This window comes from Citrobacter youngae (assembly GCF_003818115.1).
Taxonomy (GTDB): Bacteria; Pseudomonadota; Gammaproteobacteria; order Enterobacterales; family Enterobacteriaceae; genus Citrobacter; species Citrobacter youngae.
The window spans coordinates 82,196-98,644 of sequence record NZ_RPOI01000003.1 but is presented as its reverse complement, the minus strand read 5'-3'; the positions used below and the strand labels follow the sequence as shown (position 1 = coordinate 98,644).

Annotated in this window: 15 protein-coding genes and 1 pseudogene; 7 read left to right on the top strand and 9 right to left on the bottom strand. The window is 52.3% G+C overall.

Annotated features, from left to right (window positions below; translation table 11 throughout):
• The 4 genes from EHN13_RS01405 to EHN13_RS01390 all read left to right on the top strand — a co-directional run bounded on the left by EHN13_RS01405 (position 1) and on the right by EHN13_RS01390 (position 4,338).
• A complete protein-coding gene (locus EHN13_RS01405; protein ID WP_124020761.1) occupies positions 1-1,476 on the top strand; it encodes a fructuronate reductase in 1,476 nt (491 codons plus the stop codon).
• 132 nt (positions 1,477-1,608) lie between these two features.
• A complete protein-coding gene (gene uxuR / locus EHN13_RS01400; protein WP_003033268.1) occupies positions 1,609-2,382 on the top strand; it encodes a Uxu operon transcriptional regulator in 774 nt (257 codons plus the stop codon).
• Positions 2,383-3,020: 638 nt separating this feature from the next.
• Positions 3,021-3,224, top strand: coding sequence for a hypothetical protein (locus EHN13_RS01395; protein WP_124020760.1), 204 nt, complete (start codon positions 3,021-3,023; stop codon positions 3,222-3,224).
• A gap of 121 nt (positions 3,225-3,345) precedes the next feature.
• The gene (locus EHN13_RS01390; protein ID WP_124020759.1) at positions 3,346-4,338 is read left to right on the top strand and encodes a porin; all 993 of its coding nucleotides are present in this window, start codon (positions 3,346-3,348) and stop codon (positions 4,336-4,338) included.
• 642 nt (positions 4,339-4,980) lie between these two features.
• Here EHN13_RS01390 and EHN13_RS01380 read toward each other — a convergent pair.
• The 6 genes from EHN13_RS01380 to EHN13_RS01355 all read right to left on the bottom strand — a co-directional run bounded on the left by EHN13_RS01380 (position 4,981) and on the right by EHN13_RS01355 (position 10,013).
• On the bottom strand, positions 4,981-5,232 hold the full coding sequence (locus tag EHN13_RS01380; protein WP_086523573.1) for a putative Se/S carrier protein: 252 nt from the start codon (positions 5,230-5,232) through the stop codon (positions 4,981-4,983).
• Positions 5,229-5,996: a putative 2-hydroxyacyl-CoA dehydratase activator YjiL gene (gene yjiL / locus EHN13_RS01375; RefSeq protein ID WP_124020758.1), complete on the bottom strand. Its 768-nt coding sequence runs from the start codon at positions 5,994-5,996 to the stop codon at positions 5,229-5,231. The genes EHN13_RS01380 and yjiL overlap by 4 nt, the downstream gene beginning before the upstream one ends.
• Positions 5,997-6,005: 9 nt before the next feature.
• On the bottom strand, positions 6,006-7,157 hold the full coding sequence (locus tag EHN13_RS01370; RefSeq protein WP_061067158.1) for a double-cubane-cluster-containing anaerobic reductase: 1,152 nt from the start codon (positions 7,155-7,157) through the stop codon (positions 6,006-6,008).
• Between the two features lie 95 nt (positions 7,158-7,252).
• Positions 7,253-7,717: a GNAT family N-acetyltransferase gene (locus EHN13_RS01365; protein ID WP_101743010.1), complete on the bottom strand. Its 465-nt coding sequence runs from the start codon at positions 7,715-7,717 to the stop codon at positions 7,253-7,255.
• Between the two features lie 13 nt (positions 7,718-7,730).
• A complete protein-coding gene (locus EHN13_RS01360; protein WP_124020757.1) occupies positions 7,731-9,011 on the bottom strand; it encodes a DUF445 domain-containing protein in 1,281 nt (426 codons plus the stop codon).
• A 75-nt stretch (positions 9,012-9,086) separates the two neighbouring features.
• On the bottom strand, positions 9,087-10,013 hold the full coding sequence (locus EHN13_RS01355) for a LysR family transcriptional regulator (protein ID WP_032948460.1): 927 nt from the start codon (positions 10,011-10,013) through the stop codon (positions 9,087-9,089).
• A 219-nt stretch (positions 10,014-10,232) separates the two neighbouring features.
• Here EHN13_RS01355 and EHN13_RS01350 point away from each other — a divergent pair, with 219 nt between their 5' ends.
• Positions 10,233-11,465, top strand: a complete 1,233-nt coding sequence (locus EHN13_RS01350; protein ID WP_048212807.1) for a dicarboxylate/amino acid:cation symporter — start codon at positions 10,233-10,235, stop codon at positions 11,463-11,465.
• A gap of 30 nt (positions 11,466-11,495) precedes the next feature.
• Positions 11,496-12,686, top strand: a complete 1,191-nt coding sequence (metC, locus tag EHN13_RS01345; RefSeq protein ID WP_124020756.1) for a cystathionine beta-lyase — start codon at positions 11,496-11,498, stop codon at positions 12,684-12,686.
• Between the two features lie 80 nt (positions 12,687-12,766).
• Here the strand turns inward: metC and mdtM are convergent, their stop codons facing one another.
• The 3 genes from mdtM to EHN13_RS01330 all read right to left on the bottom strand — a co-directional run bounded on the left by mdtM (position 12,767) and on the right by EHN13_RS01330 (position 15,846).
• Positions 12,767-14,008 carry a multidrug efflux MFS transporter MdtM gene (gene mdtM / locus EHN13_RS01340; protein ID WP_101743008.1) on the bottom strand — a complete coding sequence of 414 codons (1,242 nt, stop codon included), beginning with the start codon at positions 14,006-14,008 and terminating at the stop codon, positions 12,767-12,769.
• A gap of 323 nt (positions 14,009-14,331) precedes the next feature.
• Positions 14,332-14,982: a LysE family translocator gene (locus tag EHN13_RS01335; RefSeq protein ID WP_124020755.1), complete on the bottom strand. Its 651-nt coding sequence runs from the start codon at positions 14,980-14,982 to the stop codon at positions 14,332-14,334.
• Positions 14,983-15,030: 48 nt separating this feature from the next.
• Positions 15,031-15,846, bottom strand: a complete 816-nt coding sequence (locus EHN13_RS01330) for an AraC family transcriptional regulator (protein WP_101743006.1) — start codon at positions 15,844-15,846, stop codon at positions 15,031-15,033.
• Between the two features lie 185 nt (positions 15,847-16,031).
• Between EHN13_RS01330 and EHN13_RS01325 the strand changes: the two are divergent.
• Positions 16,032-16,433: pseudogene (locus EHN13_RS01325) on the top strand (ISNCY family transposase); the annotation flags it as partial.
• Positions 16,434-16,449: the final 16 nt, after the last annotated feature.

Genomic DNA, 16,449 nt, shown 5'->3' with positions numbered 1-16,449 from the left:
ATGACAACGACAATTGCCAATAGCGACCTGCCGGTTGCGCGCCCTGCATGGGACCGCTCGCGCCTGCAATCCCGCATTGTTCACCTGGGATGCGGCGCTTTTCACCGCGCGCATCAGGCGCTGTATACCCATCATTTGCTGGAAACCACCGACAGCGACTGGGGGATCTGTGAAGTTAACCTGATGCCGGGTAACGACCGCGTACTGATTGAAAATCTGCGCAAGCAGCAACTGCTGTATACCGTGGCGGAAAAAGGCGCGGACAACACCGTGCTGAAAGTGATCGGCTCAATGAAAGAAGCGCTGCACCCGGATCTTGACGGCTGTGACGGTATTTTACAGGCGATGGCGCGCCCGCAGACGGCAATTGTTTCGCTGACGGTCACCGAAAAAGGCTACTGCACCGATGCGGCCAGCGGTCAGTTAGATCTCAATAACCCGCTGATTAAACACGATCTGGCGAATCCGACCGCGCCGAAATCGGCGATTGGTTACATCGTACAAGCGCTGTACCTGCGCCGTGAGCAGGGGCTGGCGGCTTTTACCGTGATGTCCTGCGATAACGTACGTGAAAATGGGCATGTGGCGAAAGTCGCGGTACTGGGGCTGGCGCAGGCGCGCGACCCGCAGCTGGCGCAGTGGATTGAAGCTAATGCGACTTTCCCGTGTACTATGGTCGACCGCATTGTTCCGGCGGCGACGGCGGAAACGTTGCAGGAGATTGCCAACCAGCTGGGCGTTTACGATCCGTGTGCTATCGCCTGCGAGCCGTTCCGTCAGTGGGTAATTGAAGACAATTTTGTCAACGGTCGTCCTGACTGGGACAAGGTTGGCGCACAGTTCGTAGCCGACGTGGTGCCGTTTGAAATGATGAAACTGCGCATGCTCAACGGCAGCCACTCTTTCCTCGCATATCTGGGTTATCTCGGCGGCTATGAAACCATCGCCGATACTATGACCAACCCGGCGTACCGCAAAGCGGCGTTTGCGCTGATGATGCAGGAGCAAGCGCCGACGCTCTCGATGCCGGAAGGCACCGATCTCAACGCCTACGCCACGCTGCTAATCGAACGTTTCAGCAACCCGTCTCTGCGCCACCGTACCTGGCAGATTGCGATGGACGGCAGCCAGAAATTACCGCAGCGCCTGCTGGACCCGGTGCGTCTGCACCTGCAAAACGCCAGCGGCTGGCGTCATCTGGCGTTGGGCGTGGCGGGCTGGATGCGCTACACCCACGGTGTGGATGAGCAGGGGCAGGCCATTGATGTTGTCGACCCAATGCTGGCGGAATTTCAGCGCATTAACCAACAGTACCAGGGAGCCGAGCGTGTGACGGCGCTGCTGGGGCTGTCTGGCATTTTTGGTCATGATCTGGCGGAAAACGCCGACTTTGTGGAGACCATTATTGCGGCGTATCAACAGTTATGTGAACACGGCGCACGTGAGTGCGTTGCGGCATTAAGCGCTGACGCGTAACTTCCGAACTATGACGGGTCAATCAAAATATTGGTTTGGTTGACCCGTTTTCTGTTTTTGGCTTCCCGCAAATGCTATAGTTCGATACCTATTCCCCGTATCTGACTACACGCATCTGACGGACGTAACACGATGAAATCGAACACTTCTCAGCAAAGACCCTACCAGGAAGTGGGTGCCATGATCCGCGATCTGATTGTTCAGACGCCGTACCAGCCCGGTGAACGCTTGCCGCCAGAGCGTGAGATTGCCGAGATGCTCAACGTCACTCGCACGGTGGTGCGCGAAGCGTTAATCATGCTGGAAATTAAAGGCCTGGTGGACGTGCGCCGCGGGGCCGGGATCTACGTGCTCGACAACGCGGACGCGCAGACTATCGACAGTACGGATGCAAATCATTGCAATGATGCGGGCCCGTTTGAGCTGCTGCAGGCGCGACAACTGCTGGAAAGCAATATCGCCGAATTTGCCGCGCTGCAGGCTACCCGAGAAGATATCGTCAAAATGCGCCAGGCGTTGCAACTGGAAGAGCGGGAGCTGGCGTCCAGTGAGCCGAACGGTTCTGAAAGCGGCGACATGCAGTTCCATCTCGCCATCGCTGAAGCCACGCATAACAGCATGCTGGTGGAGCTGTTTCGCCAGTCATGGCAGTGGCGTGAGAACAACCCGATGTGGATCCAGCTCCATAGCCACCTCGACGATACTCATTACCGAAAAGAGTGGATGGGCGACCACAAGCAGATCCTGGCGGCACTCATTAAAAAAGATGCCCGCGCGGCCAAGCTGGCCATGTGGCAGCATCTGGAAAACGTCAAACAGCGCCTGCTGGAGTTTTCAAATGTTGATGACATTGATTTTGATGGTTATCTGTTTGATTCCTGGCCGCTGGATAAAGTTAACGCCTGATTTTCCTTCCCTTTTATAACGTGGGCCATTCCGGCCCGCGTATCACTTCCCGCTGATTTTCGCTGACTATTTTCCCCGTCTGGACGCGACGTAAAATAATGTTTCCATCAATGCTGATGGCATTTTTTGCAGCGTAATTGCGGAGCGAAAATTGATATATATCAATTAAAAATAACTTATTTTCGCGTGCAAAAAAATGCACCATTTACCTTATTTTTACCTTTTCGTGCTTATTTTTCGACAAAACAGGTCAATGCGAAGTGAGAATCACACTGATTTGCCCAACGGTTAGTGCCGTTAATGTGTACTTAAGGGCGTATAAAAACAGAGGGTTCAGATAAAAGTAGACATTAATCACGCTCTGTAACTTATTGGTCAGAATGATGTTTTGTTTACGCAGGTTGATTACTCGTCCAGCCTCTCCCATTTTAATCAAATGAGTAAGAACAAATATTCGTAAAGTAAAAATTACACATTATTCTACAATCAAGTTATCTTTCATTTGAAATACCGCTCCACTTTTCTGGGGTTTATTAACAGTTTCATTACTATTGTGATTTTTTTTTGCCGTTGACATGTTTTTACACTGACTGCATATTTCATCGCCATAAGCGTGTTATTGCGTTCAGGAGTTAAAAATGCCTTCTCGAGATTATCCCGATATCCGAAAAGCCAGAGGGACCCGATCTAAAGATATGGTTCTTTTAAGTGCCCGTGTTGATACTTATCTTTGGGAATATGTCCGAACACTGGCATTTGAAACGCGTAAAAGTAAACAAGATATTATTGCTGAAGCATTAATGTTGCATCGCTCAGTTAATGAGAGTGAAAGTCTCGAGTAATTATCGCTGTCCGGTTTTGATTGAAAATCCAAAAATGAATTATGTCTTGCCACTTCATTATTACCTTCATTGGTATTTTTTTTGGTGTGTTATTGGTATTGCCCCTTAATCCATAGCTGCAATGGCATTAGGGGTAACCTCCGTTCATGCAGCGGAAATTTATAATAAAGATGGCAACAAATTGGATCTGTACGGCAAAGTAAAAGCGGTACATTCCTGGACTGATGGTAAAGATTCTGATGGTACTTACGCGCGTCTGGGTTTTCGCGGTGAGACACAAATCAACGATCAACTGTCCGGTTACGGCCAGTTTGAAAGTCAGTTTGATGCCGCTAAAGCAGAAGGTTCTCAGGATGGCGTTAATACACGTCTGGCGTTTGCTGGCCTGGATTATGGTCATGACGTCAGTTTTGACTACGGTCGTAACTATGGCATCGCTTACGATGTGGGAGCTTATACTGATACTCTTTCAGAGTTCGGCGGCGACTCCTTTGAGGATACTGACCGTTTCCTTACTACACGCACTTCTGGCGTTGCAACACTCCGCACCAAAAATCTGTTTGGTGCCGTTGATGGTCTGAACATCGACGCGCAATACCAGGGTCAGGATGACACCAATGGAAATCCGGCTAAGCAGCACGGTAACGGCTACGGCTTCTCCCTGGGCTATGACAATATTGCGGATTCCGGTGTTTCTGCCATTGCGACCTACACAAATAGCTCAATTACCGCAGACCAAAAGAAAGGCAATAAAGACGGTAAGTGGGAAGGTAATAACGCTGAATTCTGGGGCGCTGGCCTGAAATATGACGCGAATGCTATCTACGTTGCGACCCTGTACGGCGAGTCCCATAATCTGATTCAGGGTGTTGATAAAGCACAACATTTTGAAGCGATGGCTGCCTATGTGTTTGATTTTGGCCTGCGTCCGAACGTGGCATACGTGCATACGCGTGACACCAATAACAACACGGATAAGACCGAATACGTTGCGCTGGGTACTGATTACTACTTCAACAAAAACATGGTGGCTGATGTGGGTTACAAAATTAACCTGCTTGATGGCAAAAACGACGATAACCAGGTTGTTGCTGGTCTGACTTACCAGTTCTAAGTTTTTGTGATGATTGAACAAGGCGTCTTTAGTAAGACGTCTTTTTTACATATGATTTTGAGGCTCATATCGGTTGGTTTTGTTCCGTCTGTAGATCGCTAAATAGCCATTTCCAGATATCCACTTTTACCCATGCAACGGCACAGAGAATGAGGTAAAAAAGAGGATTATGCGTAATGGAAATACGCATGACTTCCATCGGAAACTTTCCAGAAGCCCACTGCCACAAGAAAACGGTTGTTAGCAGAAATATAATCAACAATCCTGCTGCACCAAATAGACCAAAGTTTTTATAATCGCCTACCGTGCTAATTAAACCAGCCAGAATAATCAACCCAAGTATGAGTTTTTTAACCTCGACATGTGCTCTTCCCGCAAGTGCTGTTGCAATTTAAGTAATATGTCCATTTTTACGCATGTACTATCAGCAAATGTATATACATAAAAGTAAATTATAAAGTTTTTAGAGAGGTGTTTGACTGTTATTTACAGGTTATTAAATGCTGACATTTAATTGCAGAACAATCTGATGAAAATATATTTATGGCGTTAGCGGAGTGATGGTCTTTACAGACTATAAGCGGTTGTTTATACCCTGGATAATTCGAGTATATATCAGCGTTTCGCGCTAATCAGGCGTGTTCAGGAGGCGGGGAACGCGGCTATACAGCGCCAGTTTCCGTTTTCCTGGCGGTAGATAGATTCGGTATGCCCAGGGATCACCCATTCTTCTTCCATGCCAGTAGCACAGTCGATGTAGATGCAGAGTCCGCAACCACCGCGTAGCTCGCGGGGAATATCCGCCACCCGAAAGCGGACCCCTGCGGCCTGTAGCGCCTTGCGCATTTTGATGACACCGACAGTGGAATGAAACAAGAACAGCGTTTCCTTCACTGACGTTTCCCCTGACGCTGGCCTATCAACGCCGCTCCGATTGCACCGGCAAACTGTGCGTCGGGATGCGTGTGTACGGGAATGCCTACATGACCTTCGAGCATATGGGCAAAGGCGTGACAGTGGCTGACTCCGCCGGTAAATAACAGCGGTGCTTGTGCTGAAAGCCGCCCGATGAAGTTAGCGCTGCGTCTGGCCATTGCGTTGATCACGCCAGCCAGAATCGCCTCTGGCGCGATGCCCGCAGAGCGCAGGCTAATGACTTCTGACTCGGCAAATACTGTACACATGCTGGTGATAGCATGCGGTTCGACGCCAGCAGTGATCGTATCCAACTGCTCTACGCTGGCTCCGAGGGTGCGTGAGATAACATCCAGAAACCGCCCGGTTCCGGCAGCGCACTTGTCATTCATTAAGAAATCGCTGAGATTGCCATCGTCATCCAACTGGATGACTTTACTGTCCTGACCACCGATATCAATCACTGTGCGGGTGCCGGGAGCCAGCAATCGCGCACCAAGCCCGTGGCAGGAAATTTCAGTGACCTGTTTGTCGGCATAATCGACGAGCTGCCGTCCGTACCCGGTGAGGGTTAAAAATGGTCGGTTCTCCAGCCCAGCCTGCAACGTTTCCCATGCCTGCGCGATCGCGTCCGCGGGGCGAAAAGGCGTTGGGCAAAGGAAGCGGCGTCTGATGACGTTACCTTCCAGCAAAACGCCTTTCGTCGCCGTGGATCCAGAATCAATCCCAATTGAGTATGTCATCTGCGTTTCTCACAACATCTCAATGAATGCGGCGACGCGGGTACTGAGCTGGCCGATATCTGCGCTGGAATAGTCGGTTTCAATCGCGATATAAGGAATGTTGTGCTGTTGGCGTACGTGACGCTTAATAGCGAGTGATTCAACGGCGTAGGTGTGGCAAGCCTGCAAAATAACATCGACGACGCCGTCAGCCTGGTACTCTTCAACCATTTGACTGAGCATTTTCAGGCGTTGATCGTTAGGAGAAATACAGGAGCAGCCGATGGCGAGGTATTTATCAGTCAGCGCGTCGTAGACATCGCCGGTTTCCGCCACGCATTGTTCGGTGGCCTTTGCGCCGGTGCAGTTTTCATAACCCACGACCCAACCACCGTTTTCTTCAATGGCACGAACGACTTTCTCTGCCGCGCCGCCAATGGGGCAGCCGGTTATCAGGATGCGCGGACGTGACGCCAGACGTTTCCCTGCCTGCCATTCCAGATGTACGCGCTCGGCCATGCTATTAAGCTCGTCGATCAACGCTTCTTTATCAAAACGGAAGGTGGCGCCGTAGACGACTTTCAGAATGTCACTGCCGCTAAGCGCGGGTGGGTTAAGTTGGCCAACGCGGTAGAAATTCGCCAGCGCCCGGCGTTCCTGGTTTTTGAGAATAACGGCTTCACGCAGCGCAGCTTCGGTAATGGCTGTGCCAAAACGGGCTTCGACGACCTGCTGCAGACGCCGGATCTCGGCTTTCCATAGCGCACGGGAAGCCGCATCGCTGGCGCTGTTGGGCAGTTGCATTACATGTACCGCTTTAAATTCGGCCATGTACTCGTACATTTTCTTTTTACCATCGCAGGTGGTTTCGCCCACCACCAGGTCAGAGAAATAGAAGTAGGGGCATTTGTCGGTTTTGCCAAACCCGTAGCTGCTTTTGATTAGCGGACACAGGTTCCGCGGCAGATCTTTTTCGGCCTCTTCAATGGTTTCATCAGAGGTCGAGCACAGGGAAACGACGACCGCGCCCGCCGCCATCGCAATCTCCTGCGGCATAAAGGTGCAATAGGTCCCAACGAGCGGAATACCTTGCTCTTTAAGATCCATTACGGTGAGAAAACCTTTCTGACGGGCGTCGGAGAATTGATTGAAAATAGCGGGTAAATCGGTGATTAGCGGCATGATTTTCCTTCCCCGTAACACGGGAGACAGTAAAAAGACGCCGCATTATAACCCTGTAACATGTCAGGCTTTATTGATGTGCAACAATTGCGCGTTTACAGATTACGACTGTAGACCCGTGAGACTTCTCCCCACGGATGATAGCCCGGCCCGTCAAAGTAAAATCCCGCTTTCTCGTATAAACCTTGCAGGTCGGTACACAAATGGAGCTGCATAAATCCCAGCAGTCTGGCCTGCTGTGCAATATGTTCGATCAGGCGAAATGCCAGACCCTGCCCACGATAGCGAGGATCGATATAGAGCGCGCATAGCCACGGCCACAGTTCGCCGCGACTAATAAAATCATTGGTGATCAATCCAGCGCAGCCAACAATGCTGCCACCATCCTGTAGCCAGTACCACTGCGGTAGCGGGTTCTTTGCGCCAATACAACGGCGCAATGCATCCTCGTATACCGCCATGGAGTCTTCTGAGGCCCATTGTTGCTGAAAGTAAGCGGTGATCTCGTGCAGCTTTTCTGGCGTCTCGCGCAGGGAAAAAATGCGGATGCTCATCGTCATTGAATCTTTCTCCTTAAAAATTCGCCAGCGTCAGCAGGGACGGAATTTGCGACAACAGATATAACACCAGCCCGATTGAACCGCCAACCAACGTGCCGTTGACGCGAATAAACTGCAAATCTTTACCGATGTTTAACTCAATTTGCTGCGACATATCGCGCGCATCCCAACTTTTCACCGTGTCGCTGATATGGCGCGTCAGGAAAGTGGCGAACTCTGGCGCTACTTTATGCGCGGCCTGCTCCAGATGCCCATTCAGTGAGGCGCGCAGGGCGCTGTCGGCTACCAGCGTTTCGCCGAACCACTGCCCGGCGCTGGCGATGCGCTGCTTCACGCGGGAATCGTCGGCGTTAATGTCGGTTTTCACCCACTGACGCAGGTCTGCCCACAGTTCGCCAAGATAATGGTTGAAGGCTTCGTCTTCCTTCAGATAGCTTTTCATGCTTTCGGCCCGCGCGGCCATCTCAGGATCGTGTTTGAGCTTGTCGATGAGCTTAAACGTGGCGCGATCGAATGCGTGGCGGATCTGATGCGCCCGATCGTGGCTGATGTCATCCAGCAAGGAGTTAACGGCATCCGATACCAGCTCGGCGCTGTGCTCGCCCAGCCATTCGGTCGGCAGGATCTTTGCTTTCAGCGGATGTTCGGTTTCCAGCCAGTGCACTACCTGTCTGGCGATAAACATCCGTGAACTGTCGCGCTGTAGCAGGGCGATCAGTTGGGCGATCAGCGTGTCGAGCAGCACCTGATGGCGATTGTTTTTGGTCATGCTCTCCAGCATCAGCGCGCTGGTTCCGGAGAGATCGACCTTGTCGATGGCCTTGTGCACCGCCCGCTTGATCAGCCGCTGAATGCGCGAGTCGTCGGTCAGTTCGAGAAAACCGCTCATGATCTGCAACAGATGCTGGCCGATGCGCTGGGCGTTTTCCGGCTGGCTGAACCAGTTGCCGATCAACAGCGCCGGTTCATGGCGGCGGATCAGGGCTATCAGCGACTGGGTATCGAGGAATTTCTCTTGTACAAACTGACCAAGATTTTCGCCGATCCGATCCTTATTGCGCGGGATAATAGCCGTGTGTTGCGAGATAAACGGGATCGGCACCCGGCGAAAAAGCGCTACCACGGCGAACCAGTCCGCCAGCGCGCCGACCATCGCCGCTTCAGCAATCGCTTTGATCCCGAGTACCCAGAAGTTGGGCGGCAAAAACAGCGTGATGACGAACGTCGCGGCAGCGATCAGCAGCAGAGAGAGCGCCAGGCGCTTGGCACGTTTGAGTTCAGCAATTTTATTCATAGGCTTAAGGATAGAGCCAGACGGGGGGATCGCGCAAAAATTGTGGCACGTCTCCCATTTTCAGGTGGGAGACGTTTATCCTGGGATCCAGTTATCCCACGCCGGTAAGGGACCAAGTTCTGCGACCAGAAAATCGATAAACGAACGCACCTTCGGATTGCTGTACTTGCTGGGAAAATAGAGCGCATACAGGGCATGAGTTTCACAGGTGATGGTGCCGTCGAGCATCAGCGGTGTTATCTCTTCTTTTTGAATATGATCGCCAATCAGATAAGTGGGCAAATACGCCACCCCCTGATCTTCTAGCACCGACTTCAACAGCACCAGACTGCTGTTGGCCTGGATCGGCATATGCAGTTTTAACTGATGCAGTCGATCCTGTTCATCTGCCACCTTCAGTACCGGCGTGAGGCCCGGGTAAACCAGGCAATCATGATCTACCAGATCGCTGCGACGCTGGGGCATGCCTTTTTTGGCAAGGTAGCCGGGTGAGGCGCAGTACGCCCAGCGCACAGGCACCAGCTTGCGCATCGCATAGTTTTGCGGCGGCGCGGTGGAAATTCGCAGGGCAATGTCGAAATCCGTTTCGTTCAGATTGACGAAGTTATCGTTGAGATCGATATACAGATTCACATCCGGGAACTGGGAGCGATATTTATCCACCAGGTTCACCAGCCGGGAATAACCAAACGCAATGGAGCAGGTTATGCGTAATTCACCCTGCGGGCTGTGGTAATAACCGGAGGTGGTATTCAGCGTTTCATCGAATTCTTTCAACAGCTTATTAGCGCGGTTGAAGAGATATTGCCCGGCATCGGTCAGGGTAATACTGCGGGTGGTGCGTTTAATTAATGTCGTGCCTAAAGTATCTTCCATCGCCGCCAGGCTTTTGCTGACCGCAGACGGCGAGACGTTGAGCTGCGCCGCGGCTTCTGACAATCCTCCGCAGTCGACGATTTTAGTAAAAAACTCCAGATGCTTGAGTGAAATCGGCGTACTCATAATTTCCTTAAATTCACAAGTGATTTGCAAAAACGGTACGAATAGGCCGTTACATTCGCCTTTTAAACATGCAACTATTGAATCACAGGAAACAACTTGCTGGCAAAATGAAAAAATAACAACTTAGGTGAGTTACGTCACAAAATAAAAGGAGGCGAAACGGAAACTCATCACATTGTGAATTTAATCTCATTAATTATTATTCTAAAGGTACCGATTATGTGGTCACGACTCGAACCCTACAGATCGTCGATTATTTTATTAGTTGCTCTGGTGATTGGCGGCTTATTAGGTATTTATGCCCCATCGTTTGCAGGTAAACTCCAGCCGATAGGTCAGATATTCCTGAACCTGTTATTTATGATTATTGTGCCGCTGGTGGGGATCAGCGTCATGTCTTCTATCGCCAGTATGACCGACCTGAAAAGGTTGGGACGTATAATGGCGATTATCTTCATTGTTTCGATCGCGATGGCCTTTATTCCGGCGGCGGGGATCGTCGCGCTGGCGCTCTGGTATAACCCGGCGCAGGGCGTCACTATCGATCTCTCGCAGTCGGTGCAGGCGGGCAGCGGCAAGATGGATTTTGTCAGCATGATCACCACCAGCGACTTTATCGGACTGTTTTCTAAGTCCAATATTCTGGCGCTGATCGTAATGGCGATCATCGCCGGTGTGGCGATTGGCCAGTCGGATCAGGCCGGTAAACGCATTGCGTCGCTGCTGGAAGATGCCAATACCGTGATCATGAAGATCGTCTCGATCATTATGAAGGTGGCACCGGTTGGTCTGGGCTGCTATTTCGCGGCCACCATGGCCAGTCAGGACTCTGCACTACTGTTAACCTTTGCCCGCGCTATCGGCCTGTTTATGGTTGCTACGCTGGTCTACTTCGTTTTTGGCTCGATTCTCTATTCGTATATTGGCGGCGGTATTCCGGCGGTCAAAGCCTTCTGGCGAAACGCGATTGAACCTTCAGCCACCGCGCTGGGGACCTGCTCTTCACTGGGAACGCTACCTGTAACCCTGCGCGCCGGTAAGGCGATGGGGATTAACCCGGAAATCGTTGATGTGTCCATTCCGCTACTGGTTAACCTGAACAAGGGCGGTGTGGCGATGATTGCCGCGCTGAAAATCGTCTTTATCTATTCCGTGCTGGGCATGGAATTCACTACCGAAACCTTCTTCCTGACGATGCTGATTGCGGTGCTCTCCGCCATTATCGTTGGCGGCGTGCCGGGCGGGGCGTTCCTCGGTGAAATCTTTATCGTCACCACGCTGGGCCTGCCAATGGAAGCGATTCCGATGCTGGTGGTGCTGGGCACCATTACCGATGCGCCGGCCACACTGATTAACGTTATCCATGATTTGAATGCGGCGCAGATTGTTGAACGGTTCGCAGGAAAAAAGCAGACCAACACTGAAATAAACTCTACTGCTGCGGTGGTATAGGTTTCACACGGATTAAGAACAGGAGATGTTATGAAAGACGCAATGAAGCTTGAGACGCAACTGGTTGTTGCTGGTCGTGACAAACGCTACACCCAGGGAGCGGTGAATCCGGTTATCCAACGTGCCTCTTCACTGGTGTTTGATACCGTGAAGGACAAGAAATTTGCCACCGCCAATCGTGCGAACGGCGAGCTGTTTTACGGTCGTCGCGGGACTTACACCCACTTTGCTTTCCAGAAGGCCATGAGCGAACTGGAAGGCGGCGTTGGCTGTGCGCTGTACCCATGTGGTGCTGCGGCGGTGACCAATGCGATTCTGGCGTTTGTTCAGGGTGGCGATCATATCCTGATGACCGGCGCGGCCTATGAACCAACTCAGGATTTTTGCAATAAGATCCTGAGTAAATTCAATGTGGAAACAACGTATTACGATCCGCTGATTGGTGCAGGTATCGTCGATCTTCTGCGTCCGGAAACGAAGGTTGTATTCCTTGAGTCACCAAGTTCTATCACCATGGAAGTCCAGGACGTGCCGGGGATGGTGAAGGCTATCCGCGCGGTGAATCCGGAGATTGTCATTATGATCGACAACACCTGGGCGGCGGGCGTACTGTTCAAAGCGCTGGATTATGGCGTGGATATTTCCATTCAGGCGGGAACGAAGTACACCATCGGTCATTCGGACGGCATGCTGGGCACGGCGGTGTCTAACGCCCGTTGTTGGGATCGTCTGCGTGAGAACTCCTATCTGATGGGGCAAACGCTGGATGCCGATACCGCCTACAACGGCAGCCGCGGATTGCGCACCCTGGCGGTACGCCTTAAGCAGCATCAGGAGAGCAGTATCCATATTGCCCGCTGGTTGTCGGCAAGACCGGAAGTGGCGCGGGTGAATCATCCGGCATTACCGGAGTGTCCCGGCCACGAGTATTTTCAGCGTGACTTTTCCGGAAGCTCGGGCCTGTTCTCATTTGTGCTGAAAAAGAGACTCACCGACGAACAGATGGCGAATTTCCTCGATAATTTCTCGCTGTTCCATATGGCCTATTCGTGGGGTGGATTTGAGTCGCTCATTCTGGCGAACCAGCCGGAAGAGCTGAACAGCATCCGACCGGCTGGAGAGGTGGATTTCAGCGGCACGCTGGTCAGGGTGCATATTGGCCTTGAGGATATTGGCGACCTGATTGCCGATCTCGAAGCGGGATTTGCACGCATTGCGTAAGGTGATGTGAGCGTAGCCGGATGCGGCGCAAGCGCCTTATCCGGCCTACATAGTTGTCGTAGGCCGGATAAGCGGGCAGGTTAGTTTTCAGTGGCTAACGTCGTTGCCTCATGCTGGCGCACCCGTTTGAGTAAGGCTGCCAGCGTGAACACGACAGCGATCCCCGCCACAACCGCCAGCAGATGAAACGAAATCCTGCCGCCGTTAAACCATAGCCAGCGTCCAATTTCTACAGAAACCGCCATCACCGTCAGGATCACCATATTCAGCGACGCGGAAACCGTGCCCTTCGGTAAGTTGTTGGAAAACAGCGTAAAGCGGAACAGCGTCGGGAAGATCATTCCAATGCCAAACGCATACAGGCTGGTTCCCAGCACCGACCACAGCCAGACGTGCGGCCACAGCAAATTACCCGCGATCAGCACCGCTAACCCGCTCAGTTGAACAGGCACGGCGCGCCAGATAAAACTGGGTTGGGTTGGATCCTTCACAAAACGAACCACCACCATATTGGCGACGATCACCGCGCCAAACACCGGCGCCTGCGCCCAGGCAAACTGCGATGTAGTCATGCCGCCCGCATCAATCAGGATCACTGGTGAGACTGCCACCCAGCTCATCATCGGGATATAGCTTAGCGATAGCGTGGCTGCGCCAAACAGGAATACCCGGTTGCGGAAAACGTCGCGGAAATCGCGCAGTACGCCACGCGCACTGAACGGCACCGTGCCGCGCTGGACGGTTTCTGGCATGGCTAACGCTAACCCAATCAGGGCGATAAGCCCCATGACGGCAATGATGGCAAACAGGATCTTCCAGTGGACAAAGTGCATTAGCGCCGCTCCGGAGAGCGGGCCGATAACCGGTGCAACCAACACAATGGAAGTGATTATCGCCATCAGTTTAATGGCCTTCGTTTGCCCAAACGCCTCCTGCACCGTGACATAACCCACAGTGGCGATAAAACAGATGCTGGTGCCCTGCACGAAACGCGCAACCAGAAATTGCGTCATTGAGGTGGTGAACAGCGTGGCCGCGCAGGCGAGCGTAAAGATGAACGCCCCCGCGATCAGCACCGGCCGGCGGCCAATCCGGTCGGAAAGCGGGCCTAACAACCATTGCAGCGCCATGCCGCCTGCCAGATAAAGGCTCACCGCAGCCGGTGCCAGGCTGACATCGGCGTTGAAATCGCGCACGACATTAATGATGCCGGGCTGGATCAGGTCCGTCGACAGATAGGCGGCGAAGTCATATAAAATCAACGCGATGGGGAAAAATAGCGTCGTGGCGCGTTGGGAGAAAAACGCGAGAATCCGTTGCATAAAACAGCTCCTTGTCGGGAGAAAACCCTCAACGGGAATAGCGAAATTCAATACCGTCTTTGAGACGTCAGGCCGATGACAGAAAAAAGCAGACTGCAAATGTACTGAATTTCATGTAATCAAAAACGCTGCCCGCGCGAGGCGCAAACAGGAGAAACGTTTTCAGACCCGGGTCAGAAAACGTAACGATTACAGGTAACAATCAGCACATCGCACCTCGGGAAGAATTGGTTGAATGGATAATAGCCACCCAAAGTGTAATGCGAACTGGATATTAATTAAACGGGTTTATCCGCTTTATTTGCAGAAATTCGTCACGCTTATCAGAAAGTGACGCTCTGCAGAAAACGCAGCGCGATCGCACCGCCGAAGACGATCAGTACGCCCCCGGCGATGCGTTCGATCCACACGATCCCCAAGGTTAACCACCGCTGGATCTGCGGCAAGCCGATGAACATCACAATCAGCAGATCCCATAGCAGCACCACGCTGGTCATCCAGATCCCGCTCACGGCTTGTTGCAGCAGCGTTACCGATGGGCCGAGCAGGGCGGTCATCAGCGCCAGATAAAACAGCGCATTTTTTGGGTTAAGCAGTGACGAACCTAGCCCCAGCAGCAGCTGTTTACCAAATCCCGGGCAGGCAGACAGGGCGTCTGCTCCGGTCAGAGCTTGCGGGCGGCTGCGTATCAGCAGGCTGCCTATCCACAATAAATAGAGCGCGCCCAGCAGCTCAATAACCGTAAACAGCAGGGGAAGCTGGCGCAGGATCCCCCATCCTATTATCGCCAGCAGGATATATAGCCCATTGCCGACGGCGATACCCACACACAGCCCGGCGCTGCCGCGCATCCGGTAACGGGCGGCGTAACCGACCAGTAAAAAGAAGTCCGGTCCGGGGCTTAGCAGAGCAACAAAATGTGCCAGCGCCAGCGCGGGAAAAGCAGACGGAAAAAATACAGAAAGCAGCGACATAGCGACCTCAGACAATGAATCTGAGATCACCGTACGCCTGACGCAGCGCTAATTATTGTCTGATATTGATCTCCCCAACGCGTACTGGCGCGGTGTGGCGGCGGTGTAACGAACAAAGGTGCGATGGAAATGGCTCTGGTCGGCAAACCCGCTCTGATAGCCGACATCGGCAATCTCATCCCCGGCACGAAGCCGCTGGCGGGCATAGTCAACCCGCAAGATGTTCAGATAACTTGCCGGTGTGAGTCCGGTGTCCTGCTTAAAGGTACGGATCAGCGTTTCTTTACGCATGCTGCACTCTTGCGCCAAATCGCCCAGCGAGGGCGGAGCCTGCAGGTTGGTCTGCAACCGCTCGCGCAGATACTGGCTGGCGGCGCTTAGGTTTTCCGGTGCTACCGACTGCAATGGCAGCGAGCGCAGCAATGCTTGTGCGGCATCCGTTACCCGCGTCGTTTGCCGTTGCTGCATAAGTGCCACAAGATCCAAATAGCGCTGGAATAATTGCGGATCGCGGATAACGGGATCGCGCGAACAAAGCAGTTGGTTGTTGTTCTGCGCAGGCAGACTAGCAAGACACCACTGGGTATCAAGATAAAGCATGTGATAGCTGCGAAACTGCCCGTTAACGGGGTTGCAGCTGTGGGGGGCCAGTGGCGGGATCACAATCAGATCGCCCACTTTCAGACGGTATTCCTTGCCATTGCACTGGCAGCATGTTTCCCCCTCAAGAATTGCCCCGATTGAGAGCTGAGAGTGGTGATGTCGTTTATAGGCCTGCTGGCTTTGCCAGGTGCTGCGCAGCTCCAGCCACGGGAGCTGTTCATCACGCCAGAACGACTGTGGAATATCCCGGGTGTATGTCATATCGCGTCCTCCCTGAAAGTGATGATTTGTTATAGCACAGGCTGCGCGGTCAAAAAGCGGGAATGCGTATTGAGATAGCGATTCTGCGTGACGGGTTCCAGACAAATGCAGACGTTACATAGGGACGTTTTTATCCCGGAAATCGTCTCGCAAACAGAGAAAGTTGCAGGTGAGGGTGTAGCTTCCTTATGGGGCTTGTTGAGCAAATTGTTTCCCTGCTACTTACGGGAGTGCCTAATGACAGCCAGATAAAGACGCTGTTTAATTATATTTTGCAAACTGGCGATGCACTTCGCTTCAGTGAGTTTATTCGTGGGGTTGCTGAACGTTCACCACAGCATAAGGAGCATTTAATGACGATCGCGGACAGATTGCATGAGGCTGGATTTCAAAAAGGGTGGCTCGAAGGCCAGCAAAAAGGTAAGCAGGAAGGTAAACAAGAAGGTAAACAAGAAGGTTTAATTGAGGGGCAACGCACCGAGGCGCTGCGTATTGCCCGCACCATGCTGGCCGACGGTACTGATCTCAGCACGGTGCAAAAAATTACCCGACTTTCCGTTGAAGAGATTCAGGGCGTAAGCCATTAGAAATGACTTAATCCGT

Bases quoted from the DNA above. Each gene is read 5' to 3' on its own strand.
- EHN13_RS01330 (WP_101743006.1), bottom strand. From the start codon at position 15,846: ATGACATACACCCGGGATATTCCACAGTCGTTCTGGCGTGATGAACAG.
- EHN13_RS01405 (WP_124020761.1), top strand. From the start codon at position 1: ATGACAACGACAATTGCCAATAGCGACCTGCCGGTTGCGCGCCCTGCA.
- EHN13_RS01360 (WP_124020757.1), bottom strand. From the start codon at position 9,011: ATGAATAAAATTGCTGAACTCAAACGTGCCAAGCGCCTGGCGCTCTCT.
- yjiL (WP_124020758.1), bottom strand. From the start codon at position 5,996: ATGACATACTCAATTGGGATTGATTCTGGATCCACGGCGACGAAAGGC.
- EHN13_RS01365 (WP_101743010.1), bottom strand. From the start codon at position 7,717: ATGACGATGAGCATCCGCATTTTTTCCCTGCGCGAGACGCCAGAAAAG.
- mdtM (WP_101743008.1), bottom strand. From the start codon at position 14,008: ATGCAACGGATTCTCGCGTTTTTCTCCCAACGCGCCACGACGCTATTT.
- EHN13_RS01390 (WP_124020759.1), top strand. From the start codon at position 3,346: ATGGCATTAGGGGTAACCTCCGTTCATGCAGCGGAAATTTATAATAAA.
- metC (WP_124020756.1), top strand. From the start codon at position 11,496: ATGAAAGACGCAATGAAGCTTGAGACGCAACTGGTTGTTGCTGGTCGT.
- EHN13_RS01335 (WP_124020755.1), bottom strand. From the start codon at position 14,982: ATGTCGCTGCTTTCTGTATTTTTTCCGTCTGCTTTTCCCGCGCTGGCG.
- uxuR (WP_003033268.1), top strand. From the start codon at position 1,609: ATGAAATCGAACACTTCTCAGCAAAGACCCTACCAGGAAGTGGGTGCC.
- EHN13_RS01350 (WP_048212807.1), top strand. From the start codon at position 10,233: ATGTGGTCACGACTCGAACCCTACAGATCGTCGATTATTTTATTAGTT.
- EHN13_RS01370 (WP_061067158.1), bottom strand. From the start codon at position 7,157: ATGCCGCTAATCACCGATTTACCCGCTATTTTCAATCAATTCTCCGAC.
- EHN13_RS01395 (WP_124020760.1), top strand. From the start codon at position 3,021: ATGCCTTCTCGAGATTATCCCGATATCCGAAAAGCCAGAGGGACCCGA.
- EHN13_RS01355 (WP_032948460.1), bottom strand. From the start codon at position 10,013: ATGAGTACGCCGATTTCACTCAAGCATCTGGAGTTTTTTACTAAAATC.